The following is a 17861-nucleotide window of genomic DNA, read 5'->3' as shown; positions in this document are numbered from 1 at the left end:
ACACATAATTTTAAAGGATAAAACAAACATGAATATTAATGGTAAAAAGGCTATTGTTTTTGGAGGCACTTCTGGAATAGGTCTTTCGGCAACCCAGATGTTATCTGACAAAGGCGCTCATGTCGTTGCAATTAGCCGAAACCCTGAAAAATTGGGAAATCTCCCAAAAAATGTAAATACATATAAACTTAATGTTTTAGATAGAGAAGCAATTGAAAAATTTTTTCAAGATCAAGGTGAATTTGATATTTTAGTTAACTCAGCAACTGGCGGTTCAAGAGCTGTTGGACCGTTTCTTTCTATGGACTTAGATGGCTACAAGGCTTCATTTGATAAATTATGGGGATATACCAACGTAGTAAGATATGGCACCAAATTCTTAAAAGATGATGGTAATATAGTTTTAGTGAGTGGTTCTCCAGCAAGAAAATGTCGTCCAGGGCAAATTGCAATTTCATCAGTGGGTGGCGCAGTTGAAGCATTTGCTCGCGGCATTGCACCAGAAATAGCTCCAAAAAGGATTAATATAGTTTCTCCTGGAATAATAGATACTCCCATGAGCCCACTTCAGGGAAAAGAAAGAGACGAATTCTATAAAAACACAACTAACAGCAACTTAATTCCACGAGCAGGAACACCTGACGAAGTAGCTCAAGGAATAATTTTTGCAATAGAAAATGAATTTATAACTGGGACTACTATTGATATTGATGGTGGTTGGTTAATATCTTAAAATTAAAGAAGAAGAGTGAAAACAAGTCACTCTTCTTCAATTTACTATATTAAGTTTAATGCGACTGGACTTAAAATAAAACCTAATAGCCCACCAAAAAAACCTCCCCATACAACAAGCCAACCTAAGTGTTCTTTTATCATTCTTTGAATAATATCTTTAATATCTTTGGGGGTTAAATCAGCTAACCTTGAATCTAAAATATTTTCAATTTTTTTGATCAAGCTTTCTGAAGAATTGTTAGCCTGATCATTTTTACCATTTTCATGAATAAATTCGTCAATAATAATTCTCAGCTTTTTAACAACAGGCTCTTTTAAAGGATCTAAGGCCTTTCTTCCACCAACCATCGCTAGCATACCACCTAATTGTGAACTTTCAATAGCCTCTACTAAACCAAGAAACACCCTATCAAAGTCTATTTTTTCAATAAGCTTTTCAGAAACACCATTCTTATTTTCTAATAGAAACTTTTTTATCTGATCTTCTGAAAACAGTTCTTGCAGTATTAGATTTTTTAAGCCTAGTTTAATATCTTCAAACCTATCAAGTATTACACCTGACCCATATAAAAAAGGGACTTTATCAAATAACATATGTACTGCAATCCAGTTAGTAACACTACCTGATAATGCAAATACACCTGTCATAAGAATAAACGAATATTGATCTTTATAAAAAAGGCCAATCGAGATTATCAACAACGAAACTAAGTTTGTAATTAAAGATTTGTTCATATTAATATTCACCTAAGATATTTAAAATTATAACTTTGGCGCTGCAATTATTGGATTTCTTAATACACCTAACATTCCAATATCAACCTCAACAATATCACCCGGAACCATATACACTGGAGGATTTCTTTTATCACCTACTCCACCAGGTGTACCAGTAACAATTACATCACCAGAAGACAATGCCGTAAATTCAGATATATAACTGATTAACCTTGGTATTGGAAATATAAGGTCTGCGAGCGTTGCCTTTTGCATTATGTTTCCGTTTAATCTAAGTTCAATTGGTAATTTTCTATAATCCCCTACTTCGCTTGGTGTAACCATATAAGGCCCAAAACCACCTGTACCTGGAAACGTCTTACCTGGTGTGTATTGCGATGTATGTCTTTGATAATTTCTAATACTGCCGTCATTATAACATGCATAGCCTGCTATATGACTTAAAGCCTCATCCTCAGATATGAATCTTCCGCCTTTTCCAATAATTATTGCCATTTCTGCTTCGTAATCAAAACGATCTGAATTATCAGGTTTAATCATAGGCTGCATGTGGGCAACTTGAGAGTTTGCAAATCTTGTAAATATTGTTGGATTATCTACATCTGGTCGACCAGTTTCTTTTTTATGTTCAACATAATTTAAACCAACACACATAATTTTTTCAGGATCTGGAATAACTGGTAAAAATATAATATCTGAAAATGATAAATCTTTGTTTTTGCCTGCAATAAATTCCTCTGCTTGATCTTCCATATGAAGTGATATTAATTCTTTAATTGTATTAACATCTGGGTCAAGTTTACCAGTCAAGTCAATCACACCGTCTTTAACAACAGCTCCAAATCTGGCTTTGCCTAATCTACTAAAACTAACTAATTTCATTTTATTTCCTTTTCTTATGATCTCATAATAGCCTTGCCCCATAAATTAAGGGTTCTTTCAGTTTGAGGCCAGTTTTTTATCGGCCGGCCATGAACCGTCTCTAATTCAGCTGAAATTTCAATCCAGTTTCCATCAGCATCTTCAATAAAAACAAATAAGTTATTTCCTGGCCCATGTCTACCAGGACCCCACATAAGTTGTATATCATGTGAGGCAAAGTGATCGCACCAAGTTTTTATATGATCCCATTCACCCGCTTCATATGAATGATGATCCATACCTTTTTTAGCTGACTTAAAACATGCTATTGTATGATGCTCATGATTAGACGTTATGAAGCATGTAGCAAGTGTACCATCTATTTTTACAACTCTGTCAGTTACTTGAAAACCAAGTTTTTTTTCATAAAATTCTTGAAAAGCTTCTACGTTAAACGAAGAAAAAGTTACGTGTTGTAATGGACCATTTATACCATCAAATAATAACTTTTCATTATCACTTAAAATACCAAAACATATTTTATTATCATCAGGATCTAAAATAGAAAAAGATCCAGTTTTATAAATTTCTGAATCAAATTCTTTTACTTGAACTTGATTCTGAATTAGAAAACTTTTAAATCTAGCAAGGTTATTTTTACTTCTACAGACCATACCTACATGACTTAAAGTTCTGTTATTTCCTTGTGATATAATAATCTTTCTTGATGGCCCATTACATATAATCTTTTTGTTATTTACTTTATTTAATTGCATACTCATGACACTTGAATAAAACTTTGCTAGACCAAGAGGGTTATTACTTTGTATTTCAAGATGGTGCAGATACAAATCTGCTTGAACAGCCGTTAACATTACTTTTAATCCTTATTTAAATCATTATTATGATAAGCCTCAATTTCAAAAAATATTTTATTTATATATCTCTCAATTAATATTACGTAGCTTGACAGATTGGCATATATAGTTGGTTCATGCTCAGGACGATAATCGCTAGAGTTAAATATTGAGCTCAATGAAGCTTCAATCCCTAATTTTTTATTATTTATTGAAATGGCAAAACCAATTAATCCTCTGTCAACTTGACCTTGTGTCTTACAAAAACCTTTTTTTCTATCTTTATCCAAGCCTCTTATAAATATTTCTTGTTGTTTATTGTCCTTTAAACCTTCAAGATTTAAAATATCATACAAACGCTTCCCTTTTATTTGCATAATAATTGCTCTAGAAGTTGCACCATAGAGTAATGGCATTAATCTACCTTTTTGATAGCTTGTATTATTCTTAAATGATGGATATTTGAAATCAGAAATACACATCACTTTATCACCAAAAAGCCTTGCTAATATATTTGTGCTAGGTATTGGATTTTCATTTGCTAGTTTTTCAAGAAATGGTTCACCTGCTTGAATTAATGGGTCTGATAAATTAATAATACGATTAAATTTAATAAATGCTTGACCTAGTCTAAAATAAGAACCCGCTGCACTCTCCAGAAAATCTGCTAAAACCATTTCGCGAACTGTTCTGTAAATAGTGCTTGAAGGTATTTTCAACTCTTCTGAAATTTCAGCTACTGTCAGAGAACTTCTTTTTTCTGAAAATAGATTTAAAATTTTATTAAATCTTTCAAAACCAGACATTTAAGAAAAACCTTCTCAATTATTAATTTGACTGAGACATGACTCTGAAAAATTCACTAAATCTTTTTCATTGGTACTGGCAAAAATAAATCTGTCAGGACGAATTATTAATGCATCACTTTTAAATTTTTTTAGTATCGTCTCAACTTTAGGAATATCTATATTATCAAAAATTTTAATATCAAAATTATTTTTATCTATTTTTCTATTAGTGATTAATATAGGTTCACTTGAATATAAAAAATCAATATCTTTTCCGAATTCATTTTTTAAAGAAGGAAATATTTTTCCTCTATTAGGATCTTTTGAAATTCCTAATCCTTTTCCAAGCTTAGGTTTAATAGTGTTCATCTTTATTGATCCATCAGGTTGAATGAAAACAGTGTCAGAAACGTCAGACCCGCCAATTGAATTCAGTAATTCTCCCATTTTCATTGCTGTTTTTATATAGTCTCTTACGTTAGAAGATCTTTCTGACTGATAAGTATCAAGTAACTTGTCATTATGACCTTTATTGCAGCACATAGTAATCTTCCACGCCAAATTTGATGCATCTCTAATCCCCGCACACATGCCTTGCCCCATAAAAGGAGGTGTTAGGTGAGCGGCATCCCCTACTAAAAAAATACGTCCTTTTCTCCATTGTTTCGCTATTGCAGATTGAAAAGTATATATGGTCTTTCTTTCAACCTTAGCTTCATCTGGAACAATCCATCGACTCAAAAATTTCCAAAGTGTTTTTTCTTCAAAGAAAGTATCCGCGCGTTCATCGTCCTTTAACGCTATTTCCCACCTTCGTCTCCTGCCTACATTTCTACAATAAGTTGCTGGCCGAGATTGACTGCAATATTGAATAGTTCTGTCTGGGAGGCTCATTTTTTTTCTTTTTAAAATCACATCAATAACAGCCCAACGTTGCTCAAAACCTAAATGTTCCATTTCTGAATTAATTTCATTCCTTAGAAATGAATTTGCACCATCACAGCCAATTAAATATTTTGATTTTAAAGAATGAATTTTATTAGTTTTAGTATTTTTATAATTCACCTCTACATAATCTTTTTTGTTGATAGTTTTATAAACTTCGGCATTTTGAACTATAGTAGCATTTTTATATTTTTTTAAATTATGTCTTAAGCTTCTCTCTAAATCTGGTTGATGAAAACGATAACTTGGATACCATCCATTTTCTGTAATTTTCTTAGGTCTTGGCCAATCCAATAATAATTCACCATTATCATCTATAAACTTTGTACCCTTATTAATAATTAATTTTTTGGATAGGCTTTTAGTAATTCCAATAGTTTGAAAAACTCGCATTATCTCATCATCAAAATGTACTGCACGAGGAAGATTGTATATATTTCCCTCTTTTTCTAAAATTAGAACGGAAACATTATTCATAGCTAATAAATTTGCCAAAGTACCACCAGTTGGACCTAATCCAACAATTACAATATCAAAATCTAAATTATTCATGTTAAACACGGTCCATTTTTAACTTCATATTAATGATATTTATTTATTTTTAACGTTTTGGTAAAGCCACGGACAATCTATAATCATAGGAGATTGCTTTCCTTGTTCGGCCGTTTCAAGACGTTTTTTTCTAAATTTTAATCTTTCAACATCTGGAAGATATAATCTTTCATGACCCCAAAAGCTTGGACCCTCATTTGTTTCATGGGGAACCCAGGTGCTTGGGTCAATAATTCTACCACCCCAACCATTTTCTACAAAAAACCCTGACGGAGTATGAGCATAAAATGAAGTCATATAATCGTTGGTGTGCCTTCCTAATGTATAGGCAATAGCATTTTCTTTAAATTGAAGAAGATCATAACCTTGGCCAATATCATCCAGATTTTGATATTCAACCATAAAATGGTGAAATCCTTGTTGACCAGTTCCAATCATAGCAAAGCTATGATGTCTTCCATTCACATGAAAAAAACATAATGATATTGGATTAAAGCTATAATCACTAATTTTAAAGTCTAAGGTATCCCTATAAAAAGGTATTAAACCTTCAATACTGGAAACATGTAATACAGCGTGGCCTAAACCACAAACATCAGTTTTAAACCCTGATATTGGTCTTCCTGAAACAAATGGATCTTTATCCAAATGAGGTTTATAAACTAGTTCAATTCTGTTACCAGCCGGATCGTCAAAATATATTAATTCGTTAACAAATCTTTTATCAGTTAAATTTCTATTACCCTCTTTAACTAATATATTAATTTTATCTAATCTATTTGCATAAATTTGAAGATCAGATTTTGTTTCAACTTCCCAGCCAAGAAAAGCTAGTGCATCACCAGGTTCACCAGAAATAGAAAACCTTTGTTTTTGATTATCCATTTTAAAGGATAAAGATTTTGAACTATTATCAATTTTCTGCATACCAAGATGTTTAACTGCAAAATTATACCAATCGTCTAGTTTGTCTGAATTTACCCCTATATAACTTAATGCATTTATAGCCATTTAATTATACCTTAAATCAAATAAAACCAATTATGCATCATATTAATAATAAAACAATATTTAAATATAAATTTTATCGTATAATGAGAATATTATTTATATTTTATTAAAATAGAGTTTGATTTATATAAATTTGTAGTTAATGATTTATTTACAATAATAAACTTAATCTGGAGGAATATTAATGAATAAAATACTAGGATTATTGGCCACCACTATTATCAGTGCTGGTTTATCATTTAGTGCTTCAGCTGATAAAGTGACATTGAAGTTTCATACCTTTGTCCCAATGCCAGCAAACTCTAACGCTAAATTTGTAAAACCTTGGGCTGACAAAGTAACTAAGGAAAGTAATGGAGAAATTATAACAGAGATGTATCCGTCCATGCAACTTGGAGGCAAACCACCACAACTGGTTGATCAAGTTCGTGAAGGAGTTGTTGATTTAGCATGGACAGTCGCTGGATATACTCCTGGTAGATTTCCAAGATTATCTGTATTTGAACTCCCTTTTATGCCTACGAGCGCAAAAATAACCGCTCAAGCAGTTCAAGAATTTGTTGAGACTGCTGGCGCAGAGGATTTAAAAGATTATAAAATTTTAGCAGTGCATGTCCATGCTCCTGGAATGATACATACTAAAAAAACACTCATAAAATCTGTTGCTGATTTTAAAGGGCTTAAACTCAGAGGACCAACACGTTCAGCAACTAATCTTTTGAAAAAATTAGGAGCCACACCTGTTGGTATGCCAGTACCAAAAGTTGCACCTTCTTTATCAAAAGGAGTTATTGACGGAATGGTTGTGCCTTGGGAGATAATGCCTTCTTTTAAACTTCAAGAACTTACTAAATCTCATACTAATATAGCTGGAAATAGAGGATTATATACCACTCCTTTTCTATTTATTATGAATAAAGCAAAATATAATTCACTATCTAATGCTCATAAAAAAATTATTGATAATAATGCAGGTATGTCTTTAGCTAAGCAAGCCGGTATTTTATGGGATGGATTTGAAGGTCCTGCAAAAAGTCTAGCTGTTAAAGCTGGCGGAGAATTTCATGTATTGTCTGGAGCACCAGTAGCAGAAATTAAAAAAGCTGGAAATGAAGTCATTCAAGATTGGATTAAAAAAGCAAATAGCAAAGGCCTTGATGGACAAAAACTATATGACACAGCAAAATCATTAATAGCAAAATATGAGAAAACATATTAATAAATAATATGTTTTTTAATAAGTTTAATAATATAAAAATACGTCCAGATAATCAATTTGGGCGTATTTTAAATAACATATCTAGATTTTTTGCTATTTTTGGCGGTTTAGTTCTTTTAATAGCTGCCTTGATTAGTATATTTTCAATTTTTGGACGTGTTGTTTTTTCATCTCCTATTTTAGGTGATTTTGAATTAGTAGAGATAGCATGTGCTGTTGCTATTGGATCTTTCTTACCGCTTTGTTACTTGAAAAATGGAAATGTAATAGTCGACTTTATAACAGCAAAATTATCCAAAAATAAAATTTACTTTTTAGATGCCTTAAGTTCTCTAATTTTTGGATTAACAGCACTTTTTTTTAGCTTTCGTATGGTTTTGGGCGCTAGGGATATGTTCGTTTATCAAGAAGAAACTATGCTTTTGGCATTTCCTATTTGGATACCTTTCTTACCAGTAATTGCTTCTTTCTTTCTTTTAACTATTTGTTGCTTTTATACTTTTATAATTAAGATTTTTAATATTGTGGGTAATTAATTTATATGGATAAATTTACCCTTGGCATATTAGCGTTTCCAATATTATTTTCTATGTTAGCTTTGAGAGTTCCTATTGGCCTATCCATGCTAATTGTTGGCTGTTCGGGCACTATTTTGATTGCTGGATGGCTCCCGATTTTATCTCAAGTTAAAACAAGTGCATGGCATCTTTTTTCAAATTATTCACTTTCTGTGATACCCCTTTTTTTGTTAATGGGAAATTTTGCTGGGAAAGCCGGCATGAGCGAAGCGTTATTTAAATTTACTGGAGCTTGTTTAGGGCACCGTAAAGGCGGGGTAGCCATGGCAGCTATAGGCGCTTGTGCAGGGTTTGGAGCAATTTGTGGATCTTCATTAGCAACTGCAGCTACTATGGGGAAAGTTGCATTACCAGAACTAAGACGCCTTGGATATTCTGGTGCTTTAAGCACAGGAACTTTGGCTGCTGGAGGCACGTTGGGTATATTAATACCTCCATCAGTTATTTTAATAATATACTCAATTTTGACAGAACAAAATATTGCTAAAATGTTTTTGGCAGCTTTCGTTCCTGGTATTTTAGCTGCTTTAGGTTACATATTAGCAATAGCACTTTATGTAAGGTTTGTTAAAGGCTCTGGACCAACAAAAAATAGAGTTGGCTGGAAAGAACGATTTTTATTATTTAAAAATATTTGGCAAATCATTTTAATTTTTGTTGTGATGATTGGTGGTATTTATTTGGGATGGTTTACGCCAACTGAGGGAGGTGCAATTGGAGCCGGCGGCACAGGTCTAATTGCTGCCTTAAATAAAAGCTTTAAATTTTCTGATTTAATAGAAGTCATCGAAAATACAGCCATCACTTCCGCGATGATATTTCTTGTATTATTAGGCGCAGAGTTTTTTAACTCCTTCATAGCCTTAACCCAACTTCCAAACGAACTAGGCAACATTGCTCTAAATAATAACCTATCACCTTTGTTAATAGTGGCATGCATTCTAATTCTTTATTTGTTTTTAGGTTGCTTGATGGATAGCTTGGCTATGATACTTTTAACTATTCCTGTTTTTTTCCCTTTAATTATGACATTAGATTTTGGGATGACACCAGAAGAAACTGCTATTTGGTTTGGAATATTAACATTGATTGTTGTTGAAGTGGGACTAATAACTCCTCCAGTTGGATTAAATGTTTTTATTATAAACAAACTTGCTGGAGATGTTAGTATTTCAGAGACATTTAAGGGTGTTTTACCTTTTTTAATAAGTGATATTTTTAGAGTTATTCTTCTTTTTTCTTTCCCAGGAATTACATTATTTCTTTTAAGAATTTTCTAAAAATGAATGATGAAAACAGAAAAAATCTATGGCGTTTAATTCAACTAACTGGGGATTATCTAATAAATAAATTACCTAATCATCCAAATCATCCAAATGGGAGAAATCCATACGCTCATGTAGCATTAAAAATTAAAAATCATTATGGATCAAGCTATAAAGATTTACCAGACGACAAACTTGAAGACGTTAAATTATTTTTAGATAATATCAAAAAGGAAGAAGGTTAAGTATTAGACTTATTAAAGATATGATTTGACTTTGATTAATAATTCTTCATTTATAAAGCGATACTGATCAGAATTTCTATTTTTATGTCTCCGCGACCCAGGAAGCCGCACCCCTTTAATTGCTGAAAGTTTTTGAAAAAAATCATCGCAATGATCTTCCCAATTAGATTCTGCAATGATTTCTGGATTGATAGCCATAATAAATTCCCCTCCCTTTGGAGGGCCTCCATCATTATTATCATTTTCTTGGGCCTCATAGGAAAAAGCATCCCCAGTCAAACCTGCAGCAAATAATTCAACCATCATGGAGATAGCTGACCCTTTATAACCTCCAAAAGGTAATAAAACACCTTTTAAAATATCCTTTGGATCATTTGAAGGTTGACCATTTTCTCCAAGACCTACTCCATCGGGAAGCATATGTCCGTCTCTTGCAGCTATCATAACCTCACCTTTAGCCATAGTAGCCGTTGCCATATCAAAAACAACTGGGTGATCATTCTTCTTAGGCCATGCCATTGAAATGGGGTTAGTTCCAAAAAAAGGTTCTTTTGCTCCTGCTGGAGCAACAGATGGCTTAAATGCTGTACAAGCAAAACCAACTAAATTATTTTTTGCAAGGAATTCTGTCTCTGGCCATAAAGCTGCAAAATGGTAACAACCTGTAATACTTAAAACAGATATTCCATTTTTTTTTGCTGATTCTGCAAGCAGAGGTAATGCAACCTCATGAGAGGTTGACGCAAAACCATTATCTGCGTCACATTTTAATATTACAGGTGTTTTATTAATTACCTTTGGAGAAGCGTGACCATTAACTTTGCCAGATTTTAAAGATGCTACATAACCAGGCAATCGAAACAAACCATGTGAACTAGAACCATCTTCTTCAGCTTTAGTAATAGTATTAGCTAAAGCAATTGCATTTTCTTGATTACAGCCTTGTTTAAGAAAAATATTAGTAACTAACTCTTGGATTTCAGTTAAACTAATTTTTTGTGTTTCAATTTTTTTGGAGCTCATAACATATTTCCCTAATATTTATTAAAACAATAATAAACTCTTTATTTTTTTTTATCTATCAAAATGCAATTAATTAAAAATTTCATTTTGATTAATCTGTTAACTATATAAGTTTGGCTAATTTATTTTAAATCGATTAATGTAGGGACAAATATATATTTAATTAATTAATGAAAATTAATCAGGAGAAAATAAATGTTTAATATTAAAAGAATTATTGCCGTTTTTGTAATGGTACTAATGTCTAATTTTTTAGCAAACCTTGTTCTTGCTAGTGTTGACGGCCCAAGTGTTTTTTGGAAATATAGTTTATGGGGGAAAAGACGTGCATTCACTGAAGGTGCAGAGACATTATCCAAAAGACTTAGTGAAGAAACAAATGGTAAATTTAACTTAAAAATATTTTATGGTGGTCAATTGGCCAAATCAAGAGAAAATTGGGACGGCTTAAAAGCCAACTCATTTGAAATGGCTACTGTTTGTAATTTTTATCATCCAAAGAAAAATCCAGCCTTAATGGTTCTAACTCTTCCATTTTTACCGCTTGGGAATAGTTTTGAAAGAGATGCTAAAATTAGACAAGCTGTCTATGACCATCCTATTTTAAAGGCTGAAGCAGCTAAGTTTAATGGAATTTATTTCATGACATCTAATTTACCTCAATATGAATTTATGGGTAAAGGAAAGCCACCACTAAAACTTACTGACTTTAAAGGAATGAGGGTAAGAGCCGGCGGTGGTGTTGGAACAGCAATGGTTCGTTTAGGAGCTACAAAAATGTCAGTTCCTGCACCAGAAACTTATACACTTATTGCCAGGGGCGCAGTTGATGCAGTTTCATTTCCATTTACGTACGCCCATGCAGCTTATAAAATTAACGAGGTCGCGGATTGGTACACTGCGAATTTATCACCAGGAACTTCAGATTGTCCATATGTTATGAACTTGAAAGCTTATAATAAACTTCCAAAACAGTATCAAAATCTATTGAACAGTCTTCGTGGAGAAGCTCTGGATTCATTAAAAGCTGCTTATAAAAAAGCTGATGATAAGTATTTACCTATTTGGAAAAAGAAATTCAAAGAAATAAGATATGATAAAAAGACGCTTGATCAATTTAAATCAAAGGCAGGTAAACCAATTCAGGATGAATGGGTTGCTGCTAATAAGGATCAATTTGATGCTCAAGCAGTATTAGATGTCATTCTAAATTATAAATAATATATACTTATTAACATGTGTGCGTTTATCGCACACATGTCTAAGAAAAGGTTAAAAATTGTTAAATTTTTTCAATAAAAAACTAATTGCCGTAGAAGACTTTTTGGTATTATTTGTAGGTATTTCAATTTTTATAGTAATGATTTTAACATCCATACAAATAATATCCAGAGTTGTAGGTTATCCTTGGCCTGCTTTTTTAGAACTATCAGAATTATCAATTTCAATTTTTGCATTTCTAGGCGTTGCATTCGCTCAAAGAATGGATTCTCATATTCGCATGGAACTCCTTGTAGCAAACTTAAAAGGGCGCATTAAATGGATAGTTGAATTAGTCGCAACTTTTTGTGCATTCATAGTTGTAGGGATTTTAATATATTATAGTAGTTTATTTGCTATTGATGCTTATGTAATCGGAGATAGCACGATGGATTATTTGTTTCCAACCTGGCCTGCCAAAATTTTAGTTCCGCTTGGTTTTACAATATGGTTTTTAAGACTTTTTTTGGAACTTGTTGGCTATTTTAAATTAGCAATTAATGTTGATAGTGAACCCATGTATGTTCCTATCATTAAAACACCAGAAGAATTAGCTAACGACGAAATTAATTCAATAAGAGAATAATATGAATTTTGAAAAATTACTTCAAGGACAGCCAGAAGGTTTTTTTGGTATTGGATATAATGACCCTTCAACCGTGGGAATAATTTGCACAGTAATTTTACTAATTTTAGTTTTCAGTGGTGTAAGAGTTGTAATTGCAGCTAGCATTGCAGGGATGATAGGGCTTGTTGAGTTAATTGGTGTTGGCCCTGCTTTAGGTAATATTGGGGCAATACCATATTCAAAATCAGTTACTTTTGTTCTCGGATTGCTACCTATATTTATTTTGATTGGGTTTTTAGCTTACCAAGCTGGAATAACAAGAAAACTATTTGAAGCCGCTAGAGCTTGGGTAGGATTTGTTCCAGGTGGCCTTGCAGTTGCAACTGTTTTTTCGACGGCTGGATTTGCTGCTGTTTCTGGAGCTTCTACAGCTACTGCAGCTGTTTTTTCACGAATTGCAATTCCTGAGATGCTTAAGGAGGGTTATGATAAAAAGCTCGCCGCTGGTGTTGTAGCTGCTGGAGGAACTTTGGCCTCATTAATTCCACCATCAGCAATCTTAATTATTTATGCTATTATTGTAGAAGAGTCTGTTGGCGCATTATTATTAGCTGGCTTTTTACCAGGTGTATTTTCAGCTATTATTTATGCATTAATTATTATTATGTGGGCAAAAAAGAATCCAAAATTAGCACCACGATCAAGAAAATATACACTTAATGAAAAGTTAAAAACATTGCCAGGTATAATACCAATTGCCGTTGTAATTTCTGTGATTATAAGCGCAATATATGCAGGTTGGGCAACCCCAACTGAAGCAGGTTCGTTAGGTGCTTTTGTGGTCCTAGTAATGGCAGTTTATAATAGAGTAAAAGTTTCAGCACTTAAAACAGCTTTAATTGAAACTGCTAAATTAGTAGCTATGATATTTTCTATTATCTGGGGCGTTTTAATTTTTGTAAGGTTTTTAGGCTTCTCAGGTTTGCCTGAAACCTTTGCAAACTGGATTATAGCTCTACCTTTTGATCCATATATAACACTTTTATTAATACTGCTTGGATACGTTATTCTAGGAATGTTTATTGATGCCATAGGACTATTGTTGCTTACACTTCCGGTAGTATATCCTGCTGTAATGCTGTTGAATGGTGGCCCAGATGTAACTGTTGCGGATAGTGCATTTGGTATGAATTTTAATCAAGTTAGTGTCTGGTTTGGAATAATTGTAGTTAAAATGGCTGAAGTGTGCCTAATCACACCTCCTATTGGTTTAAATTGCTTCGTAGTCGCAGGTGTAAGAAAAGACATACCAGTAACAGAGGTATTCAAAGGTGTCACTTTATTCTTCATCGCAGATATATTAACAATTTTGGGTCTTGTGTTATTTCCACAAGTTATCACATGGCTTCCAGACTTAATGATGTCTTAAAAATTTTATTCAATTAATTAATGAAATTAAACTCCTTAATCTTTCTGACATTGATATATAAAATGATATAGGGCAGATAATATAATAGGTTTCAGCTTTTTTCTTACATAATACAAAGCAGTTTATCTTACTTACAGATGTCCTGATTACATTACCTTCATTAAAATTTTCCAAATTAATAGTAATCAGTTTCTCAAATAGAAGTATAGAACCTTTTCCACTTATTTTAAATGACAACCAACCACCAGTTTGATCTGTAATAGAAGCTAAACCATCAAAGTTAGAAGTTAAATCATCTAAATTAAAATCAGTTAGTATAATATAACTTTTGGTTCGTGACCATAAAGCAATAGAATTTTCATTTAATTTAAATTTTGCAATTTCGGGAACAGTGAAACCAAAAAATTTCTTGAATATACGATTAAATTTATTAGTTTCGTCTTTATTCTCATTTAAAGAAAATATATTTCTAGATTTATCCACCGTTAATTTAAGCTTATCATTAACCATCAAAACTTCAGATCTGTATAAATTAGGTTTCAATAATAAATTTTTATTCACGTAATTTATCTCCAGTTGGATCTAAAAAAACTGGATTACAAACCTCTGCATAAGATTCTTTTTTCAATAATGGGTTGCTGATTTTAACTTTATCTCCGTATCGGTTACTTCCATTTTTTAAAAATGCTAGAGCAATATAAGATTTCACAGTAGGTGAGTAACAAGAAGAAGTAACATAGCCAAGGTCATTTTCAGGTTTTATTTTATCCTGTAAATTAAAAATATGTGATCCAGAAACTATTTGATTATCTGTTTTTATAGGTTTCAAGCCAACAAGTTTAAGCGCATCTAGTTTATTCAAACCTTCTCTTTTTGATAATACCATTCCTATACTATCTTTTTTAGGAGATACCATTTTATCCATATTTAAGTTTAATGCAGAAGTTGTTCCATTTAATTCTGGTCCAGCAGCATGACCTTTTTCTATTCTCATAACACCAAGGGCTTCAGTGCCATAAGGTGTAATATTTTCTTCTACACCTATTTCCATCAGATAAGAAACAAGTGAATACGCATATTGAGTTGGAACTGACAGTTCATAAGCCAGTTCACCAGAAAATGAAATTCTAAAAAGACGTGCTCGAACACCTTTGCAAATTGTAATATCCGCACATGCCATAAAAGGAAATTTTTCGTTAGAAACATCATATTCTGGATCAATAATTTTAGAAATTATTTTTCTAGAATTTGGGCCCGCAATAGCAATTTGAGCCCACGCATCGGTTGTAGATATTAGTTGCACATCCAATTCAGGCCATAGACATTGATGACAAAATTCTAAGTGCCTATACACACTCTCAGCGTTAACTGTAGTAGTTGTCATGATAAAATGATTTTCACTAATCCTCGCAGTAGTTCCATCATCCATAACTAAACCGTCTTCTCTAAGCATTAAACCATACCTAACTTTACCAACAGGTAGTTTAGCAAAACCGTTACAGTAAATTTTATTGATAAAACTTAGAGCGTCCGTTCCTTGGATATCTATTTTTCCAAGAGTAGATACGTCACAAAACCCTACAGAGTTTCTTACAGCATTTACTTCTCTATCAACTGTTGTTCTCCAGTTTTTCTCATTTTTTTTTGCATACCACTCGGCTCTCAACCATAAACCACTTTCTGTAAAACTAGCTCCATTTTCTTGAGCCCAATTATGCGATGGAGTCAGTCTTGCAGGTTTGAAGTTTTTATCATGAGCATGTCCAACTAAAGTATCGAGTGATACTGGGACGTAAGGAGGTCTAAATACTGTTGTCCCAACTTCAGGAATGGATTTCTTTGATAATGAGGCTAATATAGCAAGGCCAGTTACATTTGACGTTTTTCCTTGATCAGTCCCCATACCTAAGGTTGTATATCTTTTCAAATGCTCAACTGATCTAAAGTTTTCTTTATAGGCAATTTCTATATCTTTTACAGTCACGTCATTTTGTAAATCAACCCATTTTCTCTCAGAACCAAATTGAACATACCAAAATGGGTCTATATCAATATTTTCTTGAACTACGTTTGGAATCTTATGTTTTTTTGACTTAAAATTTAAATCATTAAGTATTTCTAAAACAGCTTTTTCGGCTGACAATATACATTCACTTAAAGTAAATTTTCCATTTGCTGATCCAACTGCCTTTAAATGTGTAGAAACATTATTTTTACCAGGAATAAAAGCTGAAATTTTTTTGTCCCACTCGGGTTTTACACCTGTATGACAACTGATTTGAATATTAGGATTCCAACCACCTGACACCCCTAAAACATTACATTTCACAAAAGAAATTTTACCCTCTTTATTTTGTATATCAACACCCTTAAGTTCTAATTTTCCTCGCGTGTTTATAACTTGAGAACCTTGAAACACTTTAATTCTAGAATCAAAAATTTTAGGTTTATCTCTTGTATCTACTACCCCGACAACATTAACCCCAGAGGAAATTAAATTACTAGCTGTTAGGTAAGCATCATTATTATTTGTAAACAACAAAACGTCTTTATAATTATTTATTCCCCATCTATTTAAGTAACTTCGAATTGATGCAGACAACATAATGCCTGGCCTATCATTATTTTGAAATGGAATGAATCTCTCTAGGGCTCCGGTGCATAAAAGAGCCTTTTTTGATTTTATTTTCCAGAATATTTGATCTATTTTACTTTGATTTAGCTTTTCTAATGCTCCAAAAATACCATGATCAAACATACCTATAACACAAGTTCTGCTCATACATCTAACATTAGGCATTTTCATAATGTCTTTTAATAGAGAACGTAGATATTTTTGAGCAGCAGTTTTAGAAATATCGGAAGCTTCGTTATTTAAATTGCCTCCAAAAATAAAATCTTCTTCAACTAAAATAACTTTTGCTCCTGATAAACCAGCTAAATAAGCGGAGACCAAACCTGAAGGACCTGATCCAATAACTAAAAGATCACAATGTAAAAAACCTTTTTCAGAAATTCTTTCATTTTTGTTGTATGATAGCTTGCCTAAACCAGCAGCTTTTCTAATTAGTGGCTCATAGATTTTTTCCCAAAAAGAGGCCGGCCACATAAAAGTCTTATAATAAAAACCTGCACCAATAAATTTTGAAAATCTGTCATTTAAAGACATAAAATCATACTTTAAGGATGGCCAGCAATTTTGGCTTTTAGCCTCTAGTCCCTCATATAACTCTATAGTAGTTGCTTTTGTATTTGGTTCTCTAAAATCTTTATGTATTAATTCAACTAATCCATTAGGTTCTTGTGAACCACAGGAAATTATTCCCCTTGGTCGATGGTATTTGAATGATCTTGCAATCAGTTTTATGCCGTTTGCAATTAAAGCTGATGCAAGTGTGTCACCTTGAAAACCTGTATATTTTTTACCATTAAATATGAAGTTAAGCTCTTTTTGTGTGTCGATTGAACTAGAGTTGATTCTGTCAAAACTAGTCATTTAAAATTTCCATATTTTTAGAATGGTTTCCCACAAGATCAACTTTTGTAATTTCATGAGTTAAAGTATTTCTTGAAATAACAAGCCATGATCTATCTCCTTGTTGATGAAACCAAAGTTCTTTATGAACACCTGCAACATTTTTTCTTAAATAAAGGTATTCATAGAAACTATGTTCTGCATCTTCAGCATCCCATTTAGGTCTATTTAATAAAGATGCATCACCTAAATAAATAAATTCACTGATGTCCCTTGGACCTAATAACGGATGATCAATAATCATTGAATTCT

Annotated in this window: 18 protein-coding genes; 8 read left to right on the top strand and 10 right to left on the bottom strand. The window is 32.6% G+C overall.

What is annotated here, in order from left to right:
- The first annotated feature begins 28 nt into the window (after nucleotides 1-28).
- The gene (locus ABXT66_RS01035) at nucleotides 29-733 is read left to right on the top strand and encodes an SDR family oxidoreductase (protein WP_443643813.1); all 705 of its coding nucleotides are present in this window, start codon (nucleotides 29-31) and stop codon (nucleotides 731-733) included.
- A 44-nt stretch (nucleotides 734-777) separates the two neighbouring features.
- Here the strand turns inward: ABXT66_RS01035 and ABXT66_RS01030 are convergent, their stop codons facing one another.
- The 6 genes from ABXT66_RS01030 to ABXT66_RS01005 are packed head-to-tail and all read right to left on the bottom strand — an operon-like array spanning nucleotide 778 to nucleotide 6487.
- Nucleotides 778-1470 (bottom strand): DUF445 domain-containing protein, encoded by a 693-nt coding sequence (locus ABXT66_RS01030; protein WP_443643812.1) that lies wholly within the window; start codon nucleotides 1468-1470, stop codon nucleotides 778-780.
- A gap of 27 nt (nucleotides 1471-1497) precedes the next feature.
- On the bottom strand, nucleotides 1498-2355 hold the full coding sequence (locus tag ABXT66_RS01025; RefSeq protein WP_443643811.1) for a fumarylacetoacetate hydrolase family protein: 858 nt from the start codon (nucleotides 2353-2355) through the stop codon (nucleotides 1498-1500).
- Nucleotides 2356-2369: 14 nt separating this feature from the next.
- Entirely contained in the window at nucleotides 2370-3209 is an 840-nt protein-coding gene (locus ABXT66_RS01020; protein WP_443643810.1) for a VOC family protein, read from the bottom strand.
- 5 nt (nucleotides 3210-3214) lie between these two features.
- Entirely contained in the window at nucleotides 3215-3997 is a 783-nt protein-coding gene (locus ABXT66_RS01015) for a helix-turn-helix domain-containing protein (RefSeq protein WP_443643809.1), read from the bottom strand.
- Nucleotides 3998-4012: 15 nt separating this feature from the next.
- Nucleotides 4013-5476, bottom strand: a complete 1464-nt coding sequence (locus ABXT66_RS01010) for a bifunctional 3-(3-hydroxy-phenyl)propionate/3-hydroxycinnamic acid hydroxylase (RefSeq protein WP_443643808.1) — start codon at nucleotides 5474-5476, stop codon at nucleotides 4013-4015.
- Nucleotides 5477-5515: 39 nt separating this feature from the next.
- Complete coding sequence (locus ABXT66_RS01005; protein WP_443643807.1) at nucleotides 5516-6487, bottom strand: VOC family protein; 972 nt, start codon at nucleotides 6485-6487, stop codon at nucleotides 5516-5518.
- A gap of 184 nt (nucleotides 6488-6671) precedes the next feature.
- Here ABXT66_RS01005 and ABXT66_RS01000 point away from each other — a divergent pair, with 184 nt between their 5' ends.
- From ABXT66_RS01000 to ABXT66_RS00985, 4 genes are read left to right on the top strand one after another with little or no spacing between them, the layout of a single operon-like run.
- A complete protein-coding gene (locus ABXT66_RS01000; protein ID WP_443643806.1) occupies nucleotides 6672-7706 on the top strand; it encodes a TRAP transporter substrate-binding protein in 1035 nt (344 codons plus the stop codon).
- Between the two features lie 8 nt (nucleotides 7707-7714).
- Entirely contained in the window at nucleotides 7715-8242 is a 528-nt protein-coding gene (locus ABXT66_RS00995; protein ID WP_443643805.1) for a TRAP transporter small permease, read from the top strand.
- A gap of 5 nt (nucleotides 8243-8247) precedes the next feature.
- Nucleotides 8248-9564 (top strand): TRAP transporter large permease, encoded by a 1317-nt coding sequence (locus ABXT66_RS00990; RefSeq protein ID WP_443643804.1) that lies wholly within the window; start codon nucleotides 8248-8250, stop codon nucleotides 9562-9564.
- A gap of 2 nt (nucleotides 9565-9566) precedes the next feature.
- A complete protein-coding gene (locus tag ABXT66_RS00985; protein WP_443643803.1) occupies nucleotides 9567-9794 on the top strand; it encodes a hypothetical protein in 228 nt (75 codons plus the stop codon).
- 12 nt (nucleotides 9795-9806) lie between these two features.
- Here the strand turns inward: ABXT66_RS00985 and ABXT66_RS00980 are convergent, their stop codons facing one another.
- Nucleotides 9807-10817: an Ldh family oxidoreductase gene (locus tag ABXT66_RS00980; RefSeq protein WP_443643802.1), complete on the bottom strand. Its 1011-nt coding sequence runs from the start codon at nucleotides 10815-10817 to the stop codon at nucleotides 9807-9809.
- Nucleotides 10818-11012: 195 nt separating this feature from the next.
- On the opposite strand from ABXT66_RS00980, the gene dctP reads away from it, so the two are divergent.
- From dctP to ABXT66_RS00965, 3 genes are read left to right on the top strand one after another with little or no spacing between them, the layout of a single operon-like run.
- Entirely contained in the window at nucleotides 11013-12038 is a 1026-nt protein-coding gene (gene dctP, locus ABXT66_RS00975; protein WP_443643801.1) for a TRAP transporter substrate-binding protein DctP, read from the top strand.
- 58 nt (nucleotides 12039-12096) lie between these two features.
- Nucleotides 12097-12663, top strand: a complete 567-nt coding sequence (locus ABXT66_RS00970; RefSeq protein ID WP_443643800.1) for a TRAP transporter small permease subunit — start codon at nucleotides 12097-12099, stop codon at nucleotides 12661-12663.
- 1 nt (nucleotide 12664) lies between these two features.
- Entirely contained in the window at nucleotides 12665-14074 is a 1410-nt protein-coding gene (locus tag ABXT66_RS00965; RefSeq protein WP_443643799.1) for a TRAP transporter large permease, read from the top strand.
- 9 nt (nucleotides 14075-14083) lie between these two features.
- On the opposite strand, the gene ABXT66_RS00960 is transcribed toward ABXT66_RS00965, so the two are convergent.
- The 3 genes from ABXT66_RS00960 to ABXT66_RS00950 are packed head-to-tail and all read right to left on the bottom strand — an operon-like array spanning nucleotide 14084 to nucleotide 17853.
- Nucleotides 14084-14635 (bottom strand): hypothetical protein, encoded by a 552-nt coding sequence (locus ABXT66_RS00960; RefSeq protein WP_443643798.1) that lies wholly within the window; start codon nucleotides 14633-14635, stop codon nucleotides 14084-14086.
- Nucleotides 14628-17570, bottom strand: a complete 2943-nt coding sequence (locus ABXT66_RS00955) for a sarcosine oxidase subunit alpha family protein (RefSeq protein ID WP_443643797.1) — start codon at nucleotides 17568-17570, stop codon at nucleotides 14628-14630. The genes ABXT66_RS00960 and ABXT66_RS00955 overlap by 8 nt, the downstream gene beginning before the upstream one ends.
- Nucleotides 17563-17853: a sarcosine oxidase subunit delta gene (locus ABXT66_RS00950; RefSeq protein ID WP_443643796.1), complete on the bottom strand. Its 291-nt coding sequence runs from the start codon at nucleotides 17851-17853 to the stop codon at nucleotides 17563-17565. Before ABXT66_RS00950 ends, ABXT66_RS00955 begins: the two co-directional genes overlap by 8 nt.
- Nucleotides 17854-17861 lie beyond the last annotated feature (8 nt).

It is taken from the genome of Candidatus Levibacter sp. Uisw_134_01 (assembly GCF_047717795.1).
Taxonomy (GTDB): Bacteria; Pseudomonadota; Alphaproteobacteria; order Puniceispirillales; family Marisalimonadaceae; genus Marisalimonas.
The sequence above is the reverse complement of the archived record's forward strand: the minus strand, read 5'-3'. Positions and strand labels throughout refer to the sequence as shown.

Coding starts and splice junctions, on each gene's coding strand:
- ABXT66_RS01020 (WP_443643810.1), bottom strand. CDS start 3,209: ATGTTAACGGCTGTTCAAGCAGATTTGTATCTGCACCATCTTGAAATA.
- ABXT66_RS01000 (WP_443643806.1), top strand. CDS start 6,672: ATGAATAAAATACTAGGATTATTGGCCACCACTATTATCAGTGCTGGT.
- ABXT66_RS01025 (WP_443643811.1), bottom strand. CDS start 2,355: ATGAAATTAGTTAGTTTTAGTAGATTAGGCAAAGCCAGATTTGGAGCT.
- ABXT66_RS00980 (WP_443643802.1), bottom strand. CDS start 10,817: ATGAGCTCCAAAAAAATTGAAACACAAAAAATTAGTTTAACTGAAATC.
- ABXT66_RS00965 (WP_443643799.1), top strand. CDS start 12,665: ATGAATTTTGAAAAATTACTTCAAGGACAGCCAGAAGGTTTTTTTGGT.
- ABXT66_RS01010 (WP_443643808.1), bottom strand. CDS start 5,476: ATGAATAATTTAGATTTTGATATTGTAATTGTTGGATTAGGTCCAACT.
- ABXT66_RS01015 (WP_443643809.1), bottom strand. CDS start 3,997: ATGTCTGGTTTTGAAAGATTTAATAAAATTTTAAATCTATTTTCAGAA.
- ABXT66_RS01035 (WP_443643813.1), top strand. CDS start 29: ATGAATATTAATGGTAAAAAGGCTATTGTTTTTGGAGGCACTTCTGGA.
- dctP (WP_443643801.1), top strand. CDS start 11,013: ATGTTTAATATTAAAAGAATTATTGCCGTTTTTGTAATGGTACTAATG.
- ABXT66_RS00995 (WP_443643805.1), top strand. CDS start 7,715: ATGTTTTTTAATAAGTTTAATAATATAAAAATACGTCCAGATAATCAA.
- ABXT66_RS01005 (WP_443643807.1), bottom strand. CDS start 6,487: ATGGCTATAAATGCATTAAGTTATATAGGGGTAAATTCAGACAAACTA.
- ABXT66_RS00990 (WP_443643804.1), top strand. CDS start 8,248: ATGGATAAATTTACCCTTGGCATATTAGCGTTTCCAATATTATTTTCT.
- ABXT66_RS00950 (WP_443643796.1), bottom strand. CDS start 17,853: ATGATTATTGATCATCCGTTATTAGGTCCAAGGGACATCAGTGAATTT.
- ABXT66_RS00985 (WP_443643803.1), top strand. CDS start 9,567: ATGAATGATGAAAACAGAAAAAATCTATGGCGTTTAATTCAACTAACT.
- ABXT66_RS00955 (WP_443643797.1), bottom strand. CDS start 17,570: ATGACTAGTTTTGACAGAATCAACTCTAGTTCAATCGACACACAAAAA.
- ABXT66_RS01030 (WP_443643812.1), bottom strand. CDS start 1,470: ATGAACAAATCTTTAATTACAAACTTAGTTTCGTTGTTGATAATCTCG.